Source organism: Actinoplanes palleronii (genome assembly GCF_016862315.1).
Taxonomy (GTDB): domain Bacteria; phylum Actinomycetota; class Actinomycetes; order Mycobacteriales; family Micromonosporaceae; genus Actinoplanes; species Actinoplanes palleronii.
This window is the reverse complement of the sequence record NZ_BOMS01000094.1, coordinates 83,286-100,982: the sequence shown is the minus strand read 5'-3', so window position 1 is coordinate 100,982 and position 17,697 is coordinate 83,286. Positions and strand designations below refer to the sequence as shown.

General features: G+C 69.9%; 17 protein-coding genes. 11 read left to right on the top strand and 6 right to left on the bottom strand.

Going from position 1 to position 17,697, the window contains the following annotated elements; translation table 11 throughout:
* Nucleotides 1-54: 54 nt before the first annotated feature.
* Entirely contained in the window at nucleotides 55-1,323 is a 1,269-nt protein-coding gene (locus tag Apa02nite_RS30635; protein WP_203828123.1) for a DUF1479 domain-containing protein, read from the bottom strand.
* A gap of 90 nt (nucleotides 1,324-1,413) precedes the next feature.
* On the opposite strand from Apa02nite_RS30635, the gene Apa02nite_RS30630 reads away from it, so the two are divergent.
* Nucleotides 1,414-2,616, top strand: coding sequence for an ROK family transcriptional regulator (locus tag Apa02nite_RS30630; protein WP_203828122.1), 1,203 nt, complete (start codon nucleotides 1,414-1,416; stop codon nucleotides 2,614-2,616).
* Between the two features lie 457 nt (nucleotides 2,617-3,073).
* Nucleotides 3,074-3,571 carry a hypothetical protein gene (locus Apa02nite_RS30625; RefSeq protein WP_203828121.1) on the top strand — a complete coding sequence of 166 codons (498 nt, stop codon included), beginning with the start codon at nucleotides 3,074-3,076 and terminating at the stop codon, nucleotides 3,569-3,571.
* Nucleotides 3,572-3,829: 258 nt separating this feature from the next.
* Here Apa02nite_RS30625 and Apa02nite_RS30620 read toward each other — a convergent pair whose 3' ends face one another.
* Nucleotides 3,830-4,357 carry a hypothetical protein gene (locus tag Apa02nite_RS30620; protein WP_203828120.1) on the bottom strand — a complete coding sequence of 176 codons (528 nt, stop codon included), beginning with the start codon at nucleotides 4,355-4,357 and terminating at the stop codon, nucleotides 3,830-3,832.
* 400 nt (nucleotides 4,358-4,757) lie between these two features.
* Between Apa02nite_RS30620 and Apa02nite_RS30615 the strand changes: the two genes are divergently transcribed.
* From Apa02nite_RS30615 to Apa02nite_RS30605, 3 genes are all read left to right on the top strand, one after another.
* On the top strand, nucleotides 4,758-5,108 hold the full coding sequence (locus Apa02nite_RS30615) for a hypothetical protein (protein WP_203828119.1): 351 nt from the start codon (nucleotides 4,758-4,760) through the stop codon (nucleotides 5,106-5,108).
* Nucleotides 5,109-5,286: 178 nt separating this feature from the next.
* Nucleotides 5,287-5,964: a hypothetical protein gene (locus tag Apa02nite_RS30610; RefSeq protein WP_203828118.1), complete on the top strand. Its 678-nt coding sequence runs from the start codon at nucleotides 5,287-5,289 to the stop codon at nucleotides 5,962-5,964.
* A 17-nt stretch (nucleotides 5,965-5,981) separates the two neighbouring features.
* Entirely contained in the window at nucleotides 5,982-7,595 is a 1,614-nt protein-coding gene (locus Apa02nite_RS30605; RefSeq protein ID WP_203828117.1) for a (2,3-dihydroxybenzoyl)adenylate synthase, read from the top strand.
* On the opposite strand, the gene Apa02nite_RS30600 is transcribed toward Apa02nite_RS30605, so the two are convergent.
* Together Apa02nite_RS30600 and Apa02nite_RS30595 are read right to left on the bottom strand one after the other, a co-directional pair.
* Nucleotides 7,577-8,323, bottom strand: coding sequence for an SDR family NAD(P)-dependent oxidoreductase (locus Apa02nite_RS30600; RefSeq protein WP_203828116.1), 747 nt, complete (start codon nucleotides 8,321-8,323; stop codon nucleotides 7,577-7,579). The genes Apa02nite_RS30605 and Apa02nite_RS30600 overlap by 19 nt on opposite strands.
* A gap of 11 nt (nucleotides 8,324-8,334) precedes the next feature.
* Nucleotides 8,335-9,177 (bottom strand): amidohydrolase family protein, encoded by an 843-nt coding sequence (locus tag Apa02nite_RS30595; protein ID WP_203828115.1) that lies wholly within the window; start codon nucleotides 9,175-9,177, stop codon nucleotides 8,335-8,337.
* A gap of 96 nt (nucleotides 9,178-9,273) precedes the next feature.
* Here Apa02nite_RS30595 and Apa02nite_RS30590 point away from each other — a divergent pair, with 96 nt between their 5' ends.
* The 4 genes from Apa02nite_RS30590 to Apa02nite_RS30575 are packed head-to-tail and all read left to right on the top strand — an operon-like array spanning nucleotide 9,274 to nucleotide 12,530.
* Nucleotides 9,274-10,227, top strand: coding sequence for an ABC transporter substrate-binding protein (locus tag Apa02nite_RS30590; RefSeq protein WP_203828114.1), 954 nt, complete (start codon nucleotides 9,274-9,276; stop codon nucleotides 10,225-10,227).
* Nucleotides 10,224-10,988 (top strand): ABC transporter permease, encoded by a 765-nt coding sequence (locus tag Apa02nite_RS30585; RefSeq protein ID WP_203828113.1) that lies wholly within the window; start codon nucleotides 10,224-10,226, stop codon nucleotides 10,986-10,988. Before Apa02nite_RS30590 ends, Apa02nite_RS30585 begins: the two co-directional genes overlap by 4 nt.
* The gene (locus Apa02nite_RS30580) at nucleotides 10,985-11,743 is read left to right on the top strand and encodes an ABC transporter permease (protein WP_203828112.1); all 759 of its coding nucleotides are present in this window, start codon (nucleotides 10,985-10,987) and stop codon (nucleotides 11,741-11,743) included. Before Apa02nite_RS30585 ends, Apa02nite_RS30580 begins: the two co-directional genes overlap by 4 nt.
* Nucleotides 11,736-12,530 carry an ABC transporter ATP-binding protein gene (locus tag Apa02nite_RS30575; RefSeq protein WP_203828111.1) on the top strand — a complete coding sequence of 265 codons (795 nt, stop codon included), beginning with the start codon at nucleotides 11,736-11,738 and terminating at the stop codon, nucleotides 12,528-12,530. The genes Apa02nite_RS30580 and Apa02nite_RS30575 overlap by 8 nt, the downstream gene beginning before the upstream one ends.
* Nucleotides 12,531-12,919: 389 nt before the next feature.
* Here Apa02nite_RS30575 and Apa02nite_RS30570 read toward each other — a convergent pair whose 3' ends face one another.
* The gene (locus Apa02nite_RS30570) at nucleotides 12,920-13,558 is read right to left on the bottom strand and encodes a TetR/AcrR family transcriptional regulator (protein WP_203828155.1); all 639 of its coding nucleotides are present in this window, start codon (nucleotides 13,556-13,558) and stop codon (nucleotides 12,920-12,922) included.
* Between the two features lie 80 nt (nucleotides 13,559-13,638).
* Between Apa02nite_RS30570 and Apa02nite_RS30565 the strand changes: the two genes are divergently transcribed.
* The gene (locus tag Apa02nite_RS30565) at nucleotides 13,639-15,600 is read left to right on the top strand and encodes a HelD family protein (RefSeq protein WP_203828110.1); all 1,962 of its coding nucleotides are present in this window, start codon (nucleotides 13,639-13,641) and stop codon (nucleotides 15,598-15,600) included.
* On the opposite strand, the gene Apa02nite_RS30560 is transcribed toward Apa02nite_RS30565, so the two are convergent.
* On the bottom strand, nucleotides 15,601-16,596 hold the full coding sequence (locus Apa02nite_RS30560; protein WP_203828109.1) for a zinc-dependent alcohol dehydrogenase: 996 nt from the start codon (nucleotides 16,594-16,596) through the stop codon (nucleotides 15,601-15,603).
* Between the two features lie 49 nt (nucleotides 16,597-16,645).
* Between Apa02nite_RS30560 and Apa02nite_RS30555 the strand changes: the two genes are divergently transcribed.
* Complete coding sequence (locus Apa02nite_RS30555) at nucleotides 16,646-17,695, top strand: aldose epimerase family protein (protein ID WP_203828108.1); 1,050 nt, start codon at nucleotides 16,646-16,648, stop codon at nucleotides 17,693-17,695.
* Nucleotides 17,696-17,697 lie beyond the last annotated feature (2 nt).

Here is a 17,697-nt window from a genome sequence, read left to right as displayed (position 1 = left end):
CACGGTGGCACACCGGGTCAGGTCGCCTCGCCCGGCCGGGTTCCGAACCACGATCTAGTCGAGGCCGAGCCCCCGGCGGCCGATCTCGTTGAGCGCGGACGCCGGGAAACGGTCCGGCCACTCCCGCTCGTAGTGCTCGGCCGGGAAGTCGCTCGGGCTCTCGCCGGTGAGGAACGCCTTTCGTACGGATGCCGCGTAGTCCTCGTTGCGCGGGCACCACGGCGCGGCCGGGATGTACATGACGTTGCCCCAGCCCTGTTGCGCCTCGACCGGTGCGACGCTGTGGATCATGTCGCAGTGCCACCAGACCGAGTCGCCGGCGCGCACGTCCGGGATGCCGGTGAGCGCCTCCATCAGCGGGGCGTGCCACTTGTGCCCGGCCGGGAAGACCTGGTTGACGGTCACGCCGCACATGTCGTCGTCGGGCACGTCGGGCAGCAGCGGGCGCAACATCAGGTACGCCATCGCCTCCGGGATCGGCACGGTGTGCAGCACACCCTGGTCGTGGTCCATGTCGGACAGCGCCGTCCAGCCCTGGAACGTGCGGAAGGCGGAGCACATGGTGGTGCCCGGGTACTGCGGGCCGGCGGTGCGGTGCGCGGCGTCCCACGGGTCGTACTCTTCGACGCTGCCGTCGAACAGGTGCCGGAACGCCTGCTGGTAGGCGCTGGTCATCCACAGGTCGAGGGTGCCCGGGTCGAGGTGGGTGCCGAGACCGGCCGAGTCGGCGCCCTCGGGGCGGCGGCGGATCCGGTCCGGGTAGAGCGAGTCGCGGGCCGGGTCGAACCACTGCACGCCGTCCGACTCGTGCTTCCACTGAGCGTTGAGGAACGCCTGGACCGCGGCCATCCGCTCGCTCTGCCGGGCCTGCATCTGCGCGGGTGACCAGTAGATCGGGTAGATCTCCGGCTTCGAGCCGACACTGCCGAAGAAGTCGTCGCCGGGTCCGCGGTAGTTCTCGAAGAAGTGGTTGCCCTCGACGTACTCGACGATGTCCCGATCCCAGCCCAGCGCCTGGTCACGCTCGAAGTGGCCGCGGACCACCAGGCAGCCGCGCCGCCGCAGCAAGGCGAGCTGCTCGGCGGTGACCGTGCCGGCGGCGATGTCGGAGTATTCGATGACCGGCCAGACCGACTCGCCCCGCCGGCGTGCCGCGGCGATGTCGTCGACCGCCTCCTGAACGCGCTGCTCAACGACCGAGAAAACCTCTTCGACGGTACGACCGGAAGCGCCGATCCGCTCCCGCAGCGCGGCCTTGATCTCGCGGGTGGCGGCCCCGAGGTCGTCGGGGGTCTGTTCCCAGTGCGGCAGGACGGTGGTCATCGGCTGTTCCTTTCCAGTGAGGTCTCCTTACTTGAATGACTGTAGGGCGCCGTTCCCGTTCCAGGCAAGGCTCCTGACTAGAATCGGCTCGTGGATTCCGCCAAGCCGTCGCTGGAGCTGGTGCGCTCGGTCACCGACGAGCACGTCCTGCGCACGTTGATGCGCCACCGCCGGCTGACCCGCGCCGAGCTGGCCAGCGAGATCGGCATCTCCAAGCCGACCGCGGGGGAGAGCGTGCGGCGTCTCACCGAGCGGGGACTGCTGGCCGACACCGGGGAGCGCACCCCGGGCGGGCGCGGCCGCGGGCGGGTGGGCTCGTATTACGCGCTCGATCCGGGGGTGGGCGCCGCGCTAGCGGTCACCATCGCCGCCGAGGGAGTGGTGGCCGAACGCCTCGACGTCTACGGCGACACGGTGGCGCGCGCGGCCCGGCAGATCGACCGCCCGGCCCGCCCGGACCAGATCGCCGCTGCCCTGCTCGCGGTAGCCACCGAGCTGCGCGATGCCGCCGGACCGCGCGATGCCGCCGGACCGCGTGACGCTACCGGGCCGCGCGGCGCCACGAACTCGCGCGACGGCGGCCCACGCGACGCCGAGCCGCGTGGTGACGACGGCCAGACGGTGCGGGTGGCGGTGGTGAGCGCCGCTGACCCGGTCGATCGGGCCAGTGGGCGGCTGGTGCATCTGCCGGACTCGCCCTTCCTGGTCGGTGACCTCGATCCGGTCGCGGTCCTGGCGCCGTTCGTCGACGGCGCGGTCGTGGTGGACAACGACGTCAACTGGGCGGCCCTCGCCGAGCGGGACAGCGTCGGCGCGGACGGGCTGCGCGACTTCGCCTACCTGTATCTGGGGGAGGGCCTGGGCTGCGCGATCGTCAACGACGGCGAGATCCGGCGCGGCCGCACCGGGCTGACCGGTGAGATCGCCCATCTGATCACGATCGGTCCCGGCGGCCGGGCGACCCGGTTCATCGAGCTGTTCGGCGAGCTGGGCCTGCGGCACGCGGGCACCACGGCGATCGACGTCGAGCGGTTGCTGACCACCGCGGACCGGGCAGTGCTCGGCGCAGCCGTAGGCGGCGTGATCGCCGCGCTGATCGCCCTGGCTGATCCCCAGGAGGTGGTGATCGGCGGCTCCTGGGGACCGGCCCTGCTCGACGACATCCGATCTGCCGCAACGTGGGCCCCGCGCGACGTCACCGTCCGAGCCGCCGGGCTGACGGAGACGCCGGTGCTGGCCGGGGTGCGAGCCGCCGCCCTCAACAGCCTGCGGCGAGCCATCGTCGGACGGTGAACCGGGCAACACCACGCGGGCCGGAGGGGAGCGCCGCCGCAGGACCGGCGCACGGCATCGTTCGCGTTTTGGGGCCAGATGCTCGCGACTTCGGCGCCGCCCTGCGGCCACCGCGCCGTTATGTCCGTGAGAACTGTCCCCACCCGCGGATATTGCCCGCACAGTGACGTCGGGAGTCGCACCCGAGCCCGTTGACACTGCATGCAATCGATCATGAAGCCAGCCGGGACCCGAATGTGCGGATCTGTCGAGAAGAGCGTGCCGAGTAGACCGTCCGACCTGCACCGACCTCGACCAACGGCCGCCGATGGCTGCGTTCCGATCCGACCCACGAGTCATGCCTGCGCGATTGTTGTCTGATATCGGATTGAAGGTTTCGCCGACGGTGGTATCCCCGATCGGCGACACGCCGCTAAGGTGACCGTCGAACTATCGGGCGCGCCGACGGAGTGAGCGAATGGCTAACTGGATTGCGCTGGCTTCCAGCATCGCGGCGGCAATCGGGTTGCTGTTCACGGGTTATCAGGTATTGCTTCTCAACCGACAGGCCCGTCATGACCGTCGCGTCGTCCTTGACGGTGTGGCCGTCTCGTGGCGACCGGCGGAAGCCCCCAGCCGTCGAGAGCGTGAGGACGGCAAGTCCAAGTGGGTATACGAAATAGTCCTGGTTAATCCAGGCCGGTTGCCCATCGACGACGTACGGATCCGGTGGCGGTTCCCGTGCGAGGTTATACGCGTTCGTCACGATGGGATCACTGATTCGCCGACGGACACACTGACCCTGCTATCGCCGGTCATCATCGGTGGTGGCGAGCGGACGTGGCGCCGTCACCTGCTGATCGACTACGCTCAGAAGAGACAACTTGTCAATATCTACGCCGAGGTGACGTTCAACGACATTGACGGCCACGAGCGAAAAAACCGCTGGCCCCGCGCCATGCGTAAGCCGGCTTGACCAATAGCCATCCATCGCGAACGCTCGACGTCAACGGGTCAGGTCACCGCTTCCGTACCGCTGGCGCGTCTTGATTTACCGCGATCCGGGCGCCGCGGAGAGCCACGGTCCTACTGCGCCTGGCAACGCACGGTCCTGCCGATGAGAGTGTGCCTCACCACAGCGTCAACGAGCCCGTCAGTAAATTCTTGATTGAATGAGCCGCTTCCGCTCCGCTCAGCGCCGAAGCGGTGAGCGGCCTGCCGATGTTATTAGCCATTACACTCGCTGGACGTCAATGTGGTCGAGTTCTTCCTTCGTTTTTGGCAGTTCTTTCATGCCTAGACGCTTGCCATCTTTAAGTATGTCATTATTGTATTCAGCGAACGCGTACCGAGTGGCGTCATCCGCAAGAATGGCAATTATTCGAAAATGTTTCACCGTGCCTGCCGGGTGGTTCTTGTCACCAATCCAATATGGACACCTAAAGTTGCCATCTTGAGCCGGAATGCAGGGCCGGTCGCTAGGGTGATATACGTTACCGTCGTCAAAATCTAGCGTGACAAACCACAGGATCTTGTCATCTGGCTGGTTGCGAAGCTTCCCTGTCAGCGTAATCTCGTGAGGGACGGGGCCAGGCTCCGGACTGCTAAATTCGATGCCGGGCTCGTTGCCGGTCAACCTATCCCGCAGGTCCCCCCAGAGTGGCTGCGATGCCATCGTGCTGACAAGAGTAATAATGGCGGTAATTAGAGCTACGAATGCCGTGGATTTATGGAATGGGGGGTGCGGAGTCTGCGCTACCATGATCCACCTTTGCAAGGGTCGGACGCTATGGCCAGTAAAGCATGGAGGCGCAACTTCAGCGCAAGTCCCGTACGTTGCAGGAGAAGGGAACATTCGTGCGGGATAAGTGAAAAATATTCCATTCTTGGGATGAATTCATGATCAATTAAGTGCGCTCTTCTGGGTGAATCTTTCCTGCTCGGAACGGGGCCGCTTGGCCCGCAACCTGGGCACCCTTCTCGTGCCGCTTTCATTGCGCGGCAACGCGGCTGCATCCGCTACTGACAGCCGCAGGGGGCTGGCAGCGTTACGGCGCCGATCGCTCGCAACGAAGCGTCCGTTGCCGTGTCAAGGTAGAGACGCACGACTTGGTGGCCGTCAGGGCGTACCGGATTTGCGGCGATCCTCCGGGGGATTCGACTTGGAAGAGGCTCTGCACAACAGCCGGATGCTTGGACTGTTGGACCAGATACTGCATGACCCCCGAACGACACTGCGGGTGATCGAGATCGCTGGGCGTGGCATTGCCGCTGAAGCCCGCTGTCATCTATCCATGCCCGCGGACGACAAGCGGCCGAACAACGAACCGCAAGATGTGGTTGTCCGACGAGCGCAAGCCCTCGCTGACCGCGTCGAAGAGGTGTGCGCGATCGAAGACGACTTGGCGGCAGCGTGGCATCGACGTCGTGCCGAAACCATCGACGAAGCATCCTTCGGGAAGGCCCTGCTCGCCGCTGTCGAGCGCTTGGAGGCGTGGCAAGCGGGGAGCTGACCACCGGCGACATCACGCACTTGGTCAGGCATCCGGATCTGCCGCACAAGACATGGCTGTCTCTTGCATCCATGGTGACAGAGCGTGCGGTCCTGGCCGCGTGCGGTGATCGATGTGAACAGTGGGTGCCAGGCGGGGGTAGGTCGGAATGCCCGTGCTTCCCGCCTCGGAGGTCGTCGTGACACAGCCTGGACATCGCTCCCCGCCTCGGCCCGCCCTGCTGGCCGGGGTGTTTCTGCTGGTCCTGAGTTCCACGGTCACCGTCTGGTGGACGAGCCGCGCGGATGCCGGCCGCCCGGAAGCCGCCCGGGCCGGGCTGCTTGCCGCGATCTCCGCGCTGAGCGGCGCCGAGGCGATCCACTACCGGAGCGCGTCGGCTGACCTCACCGTCGACGCTCAGGGCAACGCTGCCGGCGTGCTCACGGTCGGTGGCAAGCGAGTGAAACTGCGCGGGAAGACGAACGCCCGGGTCCCGGTGGACCTGGTCACCCCGCGAACCCTCGCCGACCGCCTCCGGGTCGCCGCTCGCGGCGCGACCACCGCCGGACCGAAAACCTCGATCGCCGGGGTCGACGCCTGGCCGATCGCCCTCCCGTCCGGAACCGTCTACATCAGCGCTGCCGCCCCGCACCATGTCCTGCGCCTGGAGCAGGCCGGCCCGAGAGCCAGCCTGAAAACCGACCCGAAAACCGACCCGAAAACCGGCGGGAACACCGGGGCGAACACCGGCTTGAGCCCCCTGCGGGCCGTGCCCACCGCCGCGCCGATCGTCGATCTCGGTGGCACCGGGCCGATCGACATCGCCGAGCCCACTGCCGCCCAGCTCAAGGAATTCCAAAGCCTGATCAATCGATGAGCGGCTATCGTCGGACGATGCCGTTGACCGGTGTGGTGCCGTTCCCGGAAGAGTTCGCGCGACGTTACCGCGCGACCGGCTACTGGCAGGATCGGACACTCGGCGAGACCCTCGACGAGGTGTGCGACCGGTTCGCCGGCCGGATCGCGGTGCATGCCGGCGGCGCCGACATCTCGTACGAAAAACTCGGCGGTCGCGCCCACCGACTCGCCCGCAGCCTGCTCGATATCGGGTTGCGGCCCGGGGACCGGGTCGTCGTCCAACTGCCGAACGTGGCCGCATTCGCCTACCTGCACCTGGCGTGTCAGAGGATCGGGGTGATCCCGGTGATGGCCCTGCCGGTGCACCGGTTCCGGGAGATCTCCCAGTTCGTGGCGCTCTCCGGCGCGGTCGCCTGCTTCATCCCGGACCGGTACCGCGACTTCGACTTCCGCGAGATGGCGGCCCGGATCGAGGGTCTGCGCTGGACGATCGTGCACGGCGAACCCGGGCCGGGCAACGTCAGCCTGAGTGAATTGCTGGACCGGGAGCCGGCTTCAGAATTACCGGAAACCTGGCCGGATCCGATGGACCCGGCGCTGTTCCTGCTCTCCGGCGGCACCACCGGCGTACCGAAATTGATCCCCCGCCTGCACAACGACTACGTCTACAACACCCGGATGGCGGCCTCGGTCTGCGACATCCGCCCCGGCGACTGCCTGCTCGACGTGCTGCCGATCGGGCACAACCTGCCGCTCGGCTGCCCCGGCCTGCAGGGTTTCCTGTTCGCCGGCGCGCGCACGGTGCTGCACCCGAGCACCCGCGCCGCCGAGGTGTTCGCCCTGATCGAAAAGTACCGGGTGACCCACATCCACCTGGTGCCCGCGCTGCTGATCCGCTGGCTGCACGACCCGGCGCTGACCGGTTTCGACCTCTCCTCGGTGCGGGTGATCCAGAGCGGCGGGCAGCGGCTGCAACCGGAGACCCGGCTGCTCGCCGAGCGGCTGCTGCCGGGCTGCACCGTGCAGGAGAACTTCGGGATGGCCGAGGGGCTGCTGATGTTCGTCCGTCTCAACGACCCGGCCGAGGTGCGACTGGAAACGGTCGGTCGGCCGGTCTGCCCGGACGACGAGGTACGCCTGGTCGACGAGGACGGCCACGACGTTGCGGACGGCGAGGTGGGTGAGCTGCTCGCGCGGGGGCCGTACACGCTGCGCGGATACTTCCGGTCGCCGGAGCACAACGCGCGGGCGTTCACCCCGGACGGCTTCTACCGCTCCGGTGACCTGATGCGCCGGCACCCGTCCGGCAACTACGTCGTCGAGGGCCGGGTCAAGGACCTGATCAACCGGGGCGGCGAAAAGATCAGCGCCGAGGAGGTGGAGAACCTGCTGCTCGGGCACCCCGCGGTGCAGAACGTGGCGTGCGTGCCGCTGCCCGACGAGGTGCTCGGCGAGCGGATGTGCGCCTGTGTCCAGCTGCGCCAGGGCGTGCCGGCGCCGAGCCTGGCCGATCTCACCGGGTTCCTGCGGGCCACCGAGATCGCGTCGTACAAGCTGCCCGAGCGACTGGTGTTCTTCGATGAGCTGCCGCTCTCGGCGATCGGTAAGGTGTCCAAAAAAGATCTGGTGTCTCAGCTGGTCGCGGTGTAACCACCGTCGATGGTCACGGTCTCGCCGGTGACGAACGGGTGTGCGGTGGCCAGCGCGAAGATGCTCTCCGCGACGTCCGCTTCGCTGACGTTGCGACCCATCGGGGTCCGGGCCGCGCGGCGTTCCATCATTTTTTCGTACGACTGAGCCAGCGTCCGCCGCATCCACTCGCCGTCCACCCAGCCGGGTGCGACCGCGTTCACCCGCACCTCCGGCGCCAGCACCCGGGACAGTGTGCGGGTCAGGCTCACCACCGCGGCCTTGGTCGCCGCGTACGCCAGCGGCTGGGGGCCGGGTCGCAGCCCGACGATGCTCGCCACGTTCACCACGCTGCCGTGTGCCGCCCGCAGCAGCGGCGCGCAGGCCCGGGTCACCTGGAACAGGCCGCGTACGTTCACCGCGAACACCCGGTCCCAGTCGGCCAGGTCGACACCGTCCAGGTCGTCCGGTGGGGTCGGCGACGTGGTGCCGGCGTTGTTGACCAGCACGTCCAGCCGCCCGTACGCCGCGGTGATCGTACCTGTCATGTGGTTGACCGCGACCTCGTCGCTCACGTCTCCACGGAGTGCGCGGTGCCGGCCCGCACCGCCCAGCGTGCCCACGACGGACGCCGCGCGATCCGCGGAGCGGCTGAAATTGATCACCACGTCGTAGTCGGCGGCGGCGAACCGCTGTGCCGTCGCGCGGCCGATCCCGCTCGACGACCCGGTGACGAACGCGACCGGCACGGAGTACCTCCTCACAGGCCGAGCACCCGCTCGGCGTTGGCGTGGAAGACGGCGGCCCGGACGGCGTCGTCGAAGCCCAGCTCGTCCCACTCGCGCAGCAGCCGGTCGAACGGGATGCTGGGATGGTCGGTGCCGAACATGATCTTGTCGCGGAGCCGGCCGCGGATGTCCGAGCGCAGCTGCGGCGGGAAGTACTTGGGCGCCCAGCCGGACAGCTCCCAGAAGACGTTGCCCTTGTGCAGCGCCACCGCGGTCATCTCGTCGATCCACGGCCAGCCCGGGTGCGAGGCGACGATGGTGAGCTGCGGAAACGTCGCAGCCAGTACGTCGATGGCGAGCGGGTGGGCGTGCCCGAGCTGGGTGCCGAGCCCGCCCGGCAGCCCGGCGCCCATCCCGGTGGTCCCCACGTCGATCATCACCGGCACGCCGAGCCCGCTGATCGTGTCGAACAGCGGCCACAGCTCCGGATCGTCGACCCGGAACCTGCCCATGATCGGGTGGAAGTGGAAGCCGAGCACCCGGTGCACGCGGACCGCTTCCTCCGCCTCGGCGATCGCACCCGGGCCCTTCAGCGGGTCGACCGCGCCCCACGCGCCGAGGAAGATCTCCGGGTGCCGGTCGCGCATCGCCGCCACGTAGGCGTTGCCGCAGGCCGGCGCGCCGGTGCTGGTCTCGATGTCGAACGCGACGAGCAGCGCCTGCAGGCCGGCCGCACTGATGTCGGCGACGATGTCCGTTTCCGGTCGTCCGACCCAGGGCTTTTTCCAGTACGCCGCGAGGGCCTCGGCGAACGGGCCCTGCGAGGCGACCCACTCCGGGGTGCCGGGGTAGCAGTGCAGATCGATCCGGCGCACCCGGCAAATCTATCGACATGCGCCGATCTTGCAAGTTCTGTTAGATCTACGCTGATCTATTGAAACGTTGCTTGTCGCCGGGGTAGGCAGAGACGCATGAGCTTTCCGCGCTTGTTCCTGGCGCTGGTGGTGACGGTGGCGCTGTCCGTGACCGGCTGCTCCGGTGACGACTCCGGGACCGCGAGCGGGCCGCCGAAGGTGCGGGTGGCGACGATCGGCGTCTCCGGTGCGGCCGCCATGGTGCTCGGCGTCAACCGGGGCATCTTCCGCGAGGCCGGACTCGACGTGCAGGTGGTGCCGGCCGAGGCGCCCGCGGTCATCCCGTCGGTGGTCGGCGGGCAGGCCGAGATCGGCTTCCTGAACGCGCCCGCGGTGCTGCTGGCCCGCTCCAACGGCGTGCCGATCACCGCGGTCAGCAGCACGTCCACCAACCCGGCCGACCCGGCGCAGAACTTCATCCAGCTGCAGGTCGCCGCGGACGGCCCGATCAGGACGCCGCAGGACCTGGCCGGCAAGACCGTCGCGGTCGACACCCTCTACCAGCTGCCGCACGTGTCGATCCGCAACGCGCTGCGCGCCGAGGGGGTCGACGTGTCCACGGTGAAGTTCACCGAGCTGCCGTTCGCCGCGATGGCCGACGCGCTGAAGAAGGGCACCGTCGACGCGGTCAACCCGGCCGAGCCGTTCGTCGCCGTCGGGCTCGCCGCGGGCGCGCGCAACCTGCTCTCCGACAGTGTCGGGCAGACCCCGGCCATGCCCCAGTCGGTCTTCCTGGCCTCGGAACGGTACGTGAAGTCGGACCGGGCCACCGTCGACAAGTTCCGCACCGCGCTCGCCCGCGCCTGCGAATACGCCCAGGCCCACCCGGACGAGCTGCGGGCGACGCTGCCCACCTACACCAAGGTGCCGGCCGCGCTGGCCGGCACGATCAAGCTGCCGGTCTACACCACCACGGCGGAACCGTCCGGCTGGCAGCAGTGGGCCGACATCCTCACCCAGCAGCAGATCGCCAAGAAGCCGATCGCGCTGGAGGGGGCGTACCTGCAGTGAGAGGTCTCGCGGGGTTCGCCGTGCTGGTCGGGCTCTGGGACCTGCTGCGCCTCGCGCACGTCCTGCCGCCCACCGCGGCCCCGGCGAGCTGGGACATCGCCCGCGCCCTGGCCGACCCGTCGCTGGCCGTCGCGGCCGGGGACACGCTGCTCGCCTGGGCCGGTGGCCTGCTGCTGGCCGGCGTGCTCGGGATCGCCGCCGGGATCCTGCTCGGCGTGTCCCGCTGGGCGGACGCGGCCACCCGGGTGGTGATCGACTTCCTCCGGCCGATCCCGGCGGTCGCGCTGATCCCGGTCGCGGTTGTGGTGATCGGGCTCGGCGCCGGGATGCAGGCGGTGCTCGTGGCGTTCGCCTGCCTGTGGCCGCTGCTGATCTCGACCCGGTTCGGGGTCCGGGACGTCGACCCGCTGCTCGTCGAGACGGGCCGGGTGTTCGGGGCAAGCGGGCTGCGGCTGGCCGCGACGGTGACCGGCCCGGCCGCGGTGCCGGCGATCCGGACCGGCCTGCGGACCGCGGCGTCGCTGGGGTTGGTGGTGGCGGTGGCGACGGAGCTGGTGGCCGGGAGTCCCGGGCTCGGGTGGTACATCGCGCAGCAGCAACAGGCCGGCCAGATCCCGGCCGCGTATGCCGGGATCGTGGTGGCCGGCTCGCTCGGCTACGTGATCCACCTGGTCTTCGACCTTTCCGCAGGCCGCGCGGTCTCGGGTCGCGCGGTTTCGCGTCGATCGGTCTCGGGTCGCGCGTTTTCGGGGCGTCGGTGAAGAAGGCGCTCGGCTACCTCGTCGCCCTGCTCCTCCTCGTGGTCTGGGAGATCGCCGGCCGCGCCAGTGACACCGGCCTGTTCCCGCCGGTCAGCGACGCCGTCACCGAGCTGGCATCCCTACTCGGCACCGGCTCGCTGCGCACCGACGTGCTGCCCTCGGCCGGCCGCGCCCTGGCCGGTTTTGCCCTCGGCACCACGCTCGGCGCCTTGCTCGGCATCACCATCGGCTGGTTCCACCACCTCGAACCCTGGGTACGCCCCAGCCTGGAGTTCCTCCGCGCGATCCCACCCCCAGCCGTGCTCCCGGTCGCCGTCCTCGCCCTCGGCGCGACCAGCGGCATGCGGATCACGGTGATCGCGGCCGCCGCCATGTGGCCGGTCCTGATCGCCGGCGTCGACGCCACCCGAGCGGTCGAACCCGGCTACGTCGACGTAGCCCGGATCAGCGGCCTCAGCCCCCTGACGACATTGCGCCGGGTGATCCTGCCCGCGGTCCTGCCGGCCCTGCTCGCCGCCGCCCGGATCGCCCTCGGCCTGGCCCTGATCATGATGGTGATCAGCGAGATGATCGGCGCCACCGCCGGCCTCGGCTACCTCATCCTGCAGGCCCAGCGCACCTACGCGATCGCCCAGATGTATGCCGGAATCATCGTGCTGGGTCTGCTCGGCTGGCTGGCCACCGCTCTGTTCGCGCTGCTGGAGCGCCGGGTGCTCGGCTGGTACCAGGACCAGAAGGGTATCGCCGATGGCTGAGATCCCGCTGATCCGCGCCACCGCCCTGACCAAGTCGTTCACCAGCCGCGGCCGCACCACCCGAGCCATCGCCGACATCACGTTCGCTCAGGCCGAAGGCGAGTTCCTCGGTGTCGTCGGCCCGTCCGGCTGCGGCAAGACGACGTTGTTGCGCTGCCTGGCCGGCCTGGACCACCCGGACACCGGCACCATCGAGTTCGACGGCCACCCGATCACCGGCATCCCACCGGCCCTGTCCGTCGTCTTCCAGGAATACAACCGCAGCCTCTTCCCGTGGCTGACCACCTTGGAAAACGTCCGCTTCCCCCTCCGCCGGCCCAGCTCACTCGGCCGGCGGGCCCGCGCCGCCACCCGCGAGCAGGCCCGCGAGGCGTTGTCCCGGGTCGGCCTGGCCGACTTCGCCGACCACCACCCGTGGCAACTCTCCGGCGGCATGCAGCAGCGGGTCGCCCTGGCCCGAGCGATCGTCTCCCGCCCCCGCCTGCTGCTGATGGACGAACCCTTCGCCTCAGTGGACGCCCAAACCCGCGCCACCCTCGAACAACTCACCATCACGCTCACCGTCGAACTCGGCCTCACCGTCCTCTTGATCACCCACGACATCGACGAAGCAATCTTCATGTCCGACCGTGTCCTGGTCCTCGCAGCACGCCCCACCCACATCCTCCGCGAGCTCCCGATCGACCTGCCCCGCCCCCGAGACGACGTGGAAACCCGAGCCCTGCCGCTCTTCCAGAACCACCGCCGCGACATCCACCACCTGCTCAGCCCCACCCCCGACAGCTGACCCCCACACCGCTGCTCACCTCAAGGCCCGCCCGCCGCCAGATCGCCTATTTGGTACGAATACCGAGAACCCGCCGCAGGCTACAAGCCACGCACCATCCCGGTCTCACGCGACAGCCTGCCCACCCCGGACCGCCCGGCGCGTCCCGCCCCGCGGCTGGCGCTCACGGTTGTCTCGCGCGCTGCGGCCGTTCCGGGGTGCGGATGTTGCGTGCTCTCCTTCGTACCGTGTGGGTGTGTGGCTGATGGGCGGCCTGCACCGGACCGCCTGCCGGGACCGGCCGACCACCTCCTGGGACGCTGAGGGTGAGTGGCGGGGACGGCCCGGACCACCGCCTGCGCCGCCTGGCGAGCCACCTTGACCAGCGGCTGCCCGCAGCCGGACGCGGGTCAGGGCAGGCCGGTGCGGAGCTGGGTGAAGGCGCGATCGGCTGCCTCGATCGCGGTCGGCGCGAGCGTCTCCGCGGATTCCCCGGCGGCCAGGCGGCGCCAGTTCTCCCGGGCCAGCACCCGCTGCACGGCCAGGATCTGAGCGGCGGCCAGCCGTGCGGCAAGCGGATCCGGCTCCAGTGGTGCCGCGGCCGGCGACGTGGGGGTGGTGGGGAGCAGGGCGGTGGCCAGGGATTGCTCGTCGCGGGACTGGTATTCGTGGACCCGGGTGGCCAGGGACGGCGTGGAGAAGACCAGGTCGTGGAAGGCGAGGACCTCCGGGGTGTCGTTCAAGCCGGTCACCGGGTCGCGCCGGAGCAGGCCCGCGATGAAGTGCTGCTGCAGCGCGTCGAGCGGTGACTGGCCGGCGGCACGTGCGGCGACCACCCGGGCGGGCTCGCCGGCGTGGTCGGCGAAGCGGTGCAGGACCAGGTCTTCCTTGGCGGCGAAGTAGCGGAACAGGGTCGGCTTGGAGATCTCCGCGGCGGCCGCGATGTCGCTGACCGACACCTGGTCGAAGCCGCGGTCCAGGAACATCGCGATCGCGATCGAGGACACCGCGTCGAACGTGCGCTGCTTCTTGAGCTCCCGGAGCCCCATCTCACTCACCCCGCGACCGTATCACTCGGTTAAATTAGTTACCTGGTAACGTTTTTGACTGGGTAACGAAAGGGGGCGCGATGGATCTGGCGGCTGAGCGAGAGTTTCTGGACCGGGTGAAGCGGGCGCGTGCCTGGATGCTCGATCACGCGCGGATGCGGGTGGTGACCGGTGATCAGGTCGCCGGGGACCGCTACACCGCGGAGACCCTCGGGCGGATGTTGAAGAGCTACGTCAAGGAGCTGGCCGACGAGCCGGACGGCGCGGTGTTCTTCGGGCGGCTGTGGTTCGGCGACACCGAGGACGCGGGTGATCATCGCGGTCAGCGGTACTACATCGGCCGCCGGCGGATCACCGAGGAGCAGGGACCGCCCCTGGTGATCGACTGGCGGGCGCCGGTGTCGTCGCTGTTCTACCAGGCCAGCGCGAGTGACCGGCGGGGCGTGGCGGTGCGCCGGCGGTACGGCTGGACCAACCGGACACCGGTGCGGCTGACCGGTTTCGAGGACGAGCGGCTGGATCACGGCGAGGAGCTGGGCACCGCCAGCCGGCTGCTGACCGAGGAGATCGAGCGGCCCCGGGTCGGCCCGATGCGGGACATCGTGGCGACCATCCAGCCCGAGCAGGACGACCTGGTCCGGGCCGATCTCGATCAGTCACTGTGCGTGCAGGGCGGGCCGGGGACCGGGAAGACCGCGGTCGGGCTGCACCGCGCGGCGTACCTGCTCTACGCCCACCGGCGGCAGCTCAAGCGCACCGGGGTGCTGGTGGTCGGCCCGAACCCGGCGTTCCTCGCCTACATCTCCGCGGTGCTGCCGGCGCTCGGCGAGGTGGACGTGCAGCAGCGCACTCTCGAGGGGTTGCTGTCCGAGAAGGAGCCGGCCCGGGTGGACGACGACGCGGCGGCGCTGGTCAAGCACGACGCCCGGATGGCCGAGGTGGTGCGGCGCGCGCTCGCCGGCCTGATCAGCGCGCCGACTGACGGGATCGTCCTGCCGGACGGCTCCTACCGGCTGCGGGTCACGGCCGCCACCTTGGTCCGGGAGATCACGATGGTACGGCGGGAGGAACTCCCGTGCGGGGTGGGCCGCGAGCGCTTCCGCACCCGCGTCGTCGCCCACCTGCAGCGCGAACTGGAATACCACGGCGAGTCCCCGATCCGGAAGTGGCTCGACAAGACCGGCCGCTCCCGCCCCGTGGTGGCCGTGCTCGACGCCTGCTGGCCGAAGGTGCGCCCCGACCAACTGCTCCACGACCTGTACGTGGACGAGAAGTTCCTGGCCCGCGCCGCCGACGGCATCCTGACCGAGAAGGAACAGTCCGCGCTGCTCTGGACCCGGCCACCGCGCAGCGTCAGGAGCGCGAAGTGGACCGCCGCCGACCTGGTACTGCTCGACGAGATCGCCGGCGCGGTCGAGCACCCCGACGGGTTCGGGCACATCGTCGTCGACGAGGCACAGGACCTGTCCCCGATGCAGTGCCGGGCGCTCGCCCGGCGCAGCCGGCACGGTGCGCTGACCGTGCTCGGTGACCTGGCGCAGGGGACCAGCCCGTGGGCCGCCGCCGACTGGCGCGCCCAGCTCGGGCACCTGGGCAAGCCGGACGCGCCGATCACCGCGCTGACGCTCGGGTTCCGGGTGCCGGCGGTCGTCCTGTCGTACGCGAACAGGCTCTTGCCCTTGATGCGGACCACGGTGCCGATCGCGCGGTCGGTGCGTGGCGACGGCGAGCTCGACGTGCGCCGGGTCGCGGATCCGGTGGCCGCGGCGGTCGACCGGGTGCGCGCCGCCCTGACCCGGGAGGGATCGATCGCTGTCATCGCGGCGGACGCGCGGATCGCGGAACTCGGCGCGGCGGTGCTCGACGAGCGGGTGACGCTGCTGTCGGCCACCCTGACGAAGGGTCTCGAGTTCGATCACGTGGTGGTGGTCGAACCGGCCGAGATCGTCGCCGCCGAGCCGCGCGGCGCGCACCGCCTCCACGTCGTGCTGACCCGCGCGGTCACCCGCCTCGACGTGCTGCACAGCGGTGCCGAGCATTGATCAGAGGCGCGGATCGACGTGGAATTTCGGGCCGGGACCGGCGCCGTCCGGGCGCTTCCCGGCCAGCACACCGACGATCTGTTCGAGGGAAACGGTCGCGGCCACCAGCGGGCGCGGGTCCGCTTCGCCTTTCCCGTACGACGTGATCGCCCCGGCCAGCCCCGCCGACGCACCGAGAATCCCGACCGTGGTGACGTCCTTGAACACCACGTCCCGGGTGTCGATCACGCTGGGCGCCCCGGACAGTCCGATATAGACCACCGTGCGCCCCGGCTCGACCAGCTCCACCGCCAGCCCCGGCATGACCGCGGCGTTTGTCGCGTCGATGACACCGTCCCAGGCCAGCTCGGGCAGCGTCTCCCGGGTCCAGACCTGGCCCTGCGCGAGCGGTTCCGCACGGAGACCGAGCAGGTGCACCTCGGCACCCTGCGCACGCCCGAACATCGCGGCCAGCAGCCCGATCGTGCCGGTGCCGAGGATCAGCAGCCGCTCGCCCGGCCCGGCCGCCGCGGCCCGGACCGCCCGCAGCGCATTCCCGCCCGGCTCGACCAGCGCGCCGAGCGTGGCGTCCACGGTGTCCGGCAGCACGTGCAGGTACGCCGCCGGGAACTCCAGCCGCTCGGTCAGCGCGCCGGGCAGCCCGTCCCGGCAGCCCAGCTCGTGGCGCCGCGCGCAGACGTGGTGCCGCCCGGACCGGCAGCGCACGCAGTCGCCGCAGCCGATCATCGTGTCCCCGGTGACCCGCCGGCCCACCCAGTCGTCGTCGACCCCGGCACCGGCCGCCACCACCGTGCCGGCCCACTCGTGCCCGGGCCGCAGCGGGTACGACGCCGCGCCGGTGTGCAGATAGCTCATCGCCCCGGTGAACAGCTCCACGTCGGTGCCGCACACCCCGACCCGCTCCACCTGGACGATTACGTGCCCGGGACCGGCCTGCGGCTCCAGCACGTCCTGCACCTCGGCCCGGCCGGGAGCGGTGAACACCAGCGCGCGCATGAGGGGCCCTCCGTCGTCAGTGATTCCCCGCCAGCGTAGAACGGAGATCATGACGAGTATCGACAGCACTCCGTTCGGCGCACTGGCCGACGGCACCGTGATCGAGAAGTGGACGCTGACCGGCGCGGGCGGGGCGTCGGTGTCGATCCTCACCTGGGGCGCGACCCTGCAGTCCGTGCGGGTCCCGGACCGGGACGGCCGGCTCGGCGAGGTGACCCTCGGCTTCGCCGACCTGGCCGGCTATCTCGACCCGGCCAACCCGTACTTCGGCTCGACCGTGGGGCGCTACGCGAACCGGATCGGCGGGGGCGCGTTCACGCTGGACGGTACGGCGTTCACGGTGACGCCGAACGAGGGGCGCAACACCCTGCACGGCGGGGTGCAGGGCTTCGACAAGCGGGTCTGGTCCGCCGAGCGGGTCGAGGACGGCGTACGGATGAGTTATTCCTCGCCGGACGGTGAGGAGGGGTTCCCCGGCGCGGTCGAGGTGGCGGTGACGTTCACTTTCTCCTCTTCGGGCGATCGGGACGAATTCCGGATCGAATACCACGCGACCACGGACCGGCCGACCGTGGTGAGCCTGACCAACCACGCGTACTGGAACCTGGCCGGGGAGGGCAGCGGCACGATCAACGAGCACCTGCTGCGGATCGGGGCGGCGCACTACACCCCGGTCGACGACCAGCTGATCCCGACCGGGGAGCTGGCGCCGGTGGCCGGCACCCCGTTCGACTTCCAGGAGTTCCACGCGATCGGCGCCCGGCTGCGCGACGATCACCCCCAGCTGGCCGCCGGGCTCGGGTACGACCACAACTACGTCCTGGCCGGCGCCGAGGCGGCCGTGGTGCGGGACCCGGCCAGCGGGCGGCAGCTGCTCATCGAGACCACCGAGCCGGGGCTGCAGTTCTACTCCGGGAACTTCCTCGACGGGAAGCTGCGCGGGGTCTCCGGCCGGCAGTACCGGCAGGGGGACGCGTTCGCGCTGGAGACCCAGCACTTCCCGGACAGCCCCAACCAGCCGGAGTTCCCGTCGACCGTGCTGCGGCCGGGCGAGAACTACACGTCGGTGACCACGCACGTGTTCTCGACGTTCGCCTAGGT

What these genes read in the sequence shown, in the direction of transcription:
- Apa02nite_RS30635 (WP_203828123.1), bottom strand. Translation starts at nt 1,323, where the DNA reads ATGACCACCGTCCTGCCGCACTGGGAACAGACCCCCGACGACCTCGGG.
- Apa02nite_RS30625 (WP_203828121.1), top strand. Translation starts at nt 3,074, where the DNA reads ATGGCTAACTGGATTGCGCTGGCTTCCAGCATCGCGGCGGCAATCGGG.
- Apa02nite_RS30620 (WP_203828120.1), bottom strand. Translation starts at nt 4,357, where the DNA reads ATGGTAGCGCAGACTCCGCACCCCCCATTCCATAAATCCACGGCATTC.
- Apa02nite_RS30605 (WP_203828117.1), top strand. Translation starts at nt 5,982, where the DNA reads ATGCCGTTGACCGGTGTGGTGCCGTTCCCGGAAGAGTTCGCGCGACGT.
- Apa02nite_RS30590 (WP_203828114.1), top strand. Translation starts at nt 9,274, where the DNA reads ATGAGCTTTCCGCGCTTGTTCCTGGCGCTGGTGGTGACGGTGGCGCTG.
- Apa02nite_RS30575 (WP_203828111.1), top strand. Translation starts at nt 11,736, where the DNA reads ATGGCTGAGATCCCGCTGATCCGCGCCACCGCCCTGACCAAGTCGTTC.
- Apa02nite_RS30570 (WP_203828155.1), bottom strand. Translation starts at nt 13,558, where the DNA reads ATGGGGCTCCGGGAGCTCAAGAAGCAGCGCACGTTCGACGCGGTGTCC.
- Apa02nite_RS30565 (WP_203828110.1), top strand. Translation starts at nt 13,639, where the DNA reads ATGGATCTGGCGGCTGAGCGAGAGTTTCTGGACCGGGTGAAGCGGGCG.
- Apa02nite_RS30560 (WP_203828109.1), bottom strand. Translation starts at nt 16,596, where the DNA reads ATGCGCGCGCTGGTGTTCACCGCTCCCGGCCGGGCCGAGGTGCAGGAC.
- Apa02nite_RS30555 (WP_203828108.1), top strand. Translation starts at nt 16,646, where the DNA reads ATGACGAGTATCGACAGCACTCCGTTCGGCGCACTGGCCGACGGCACC.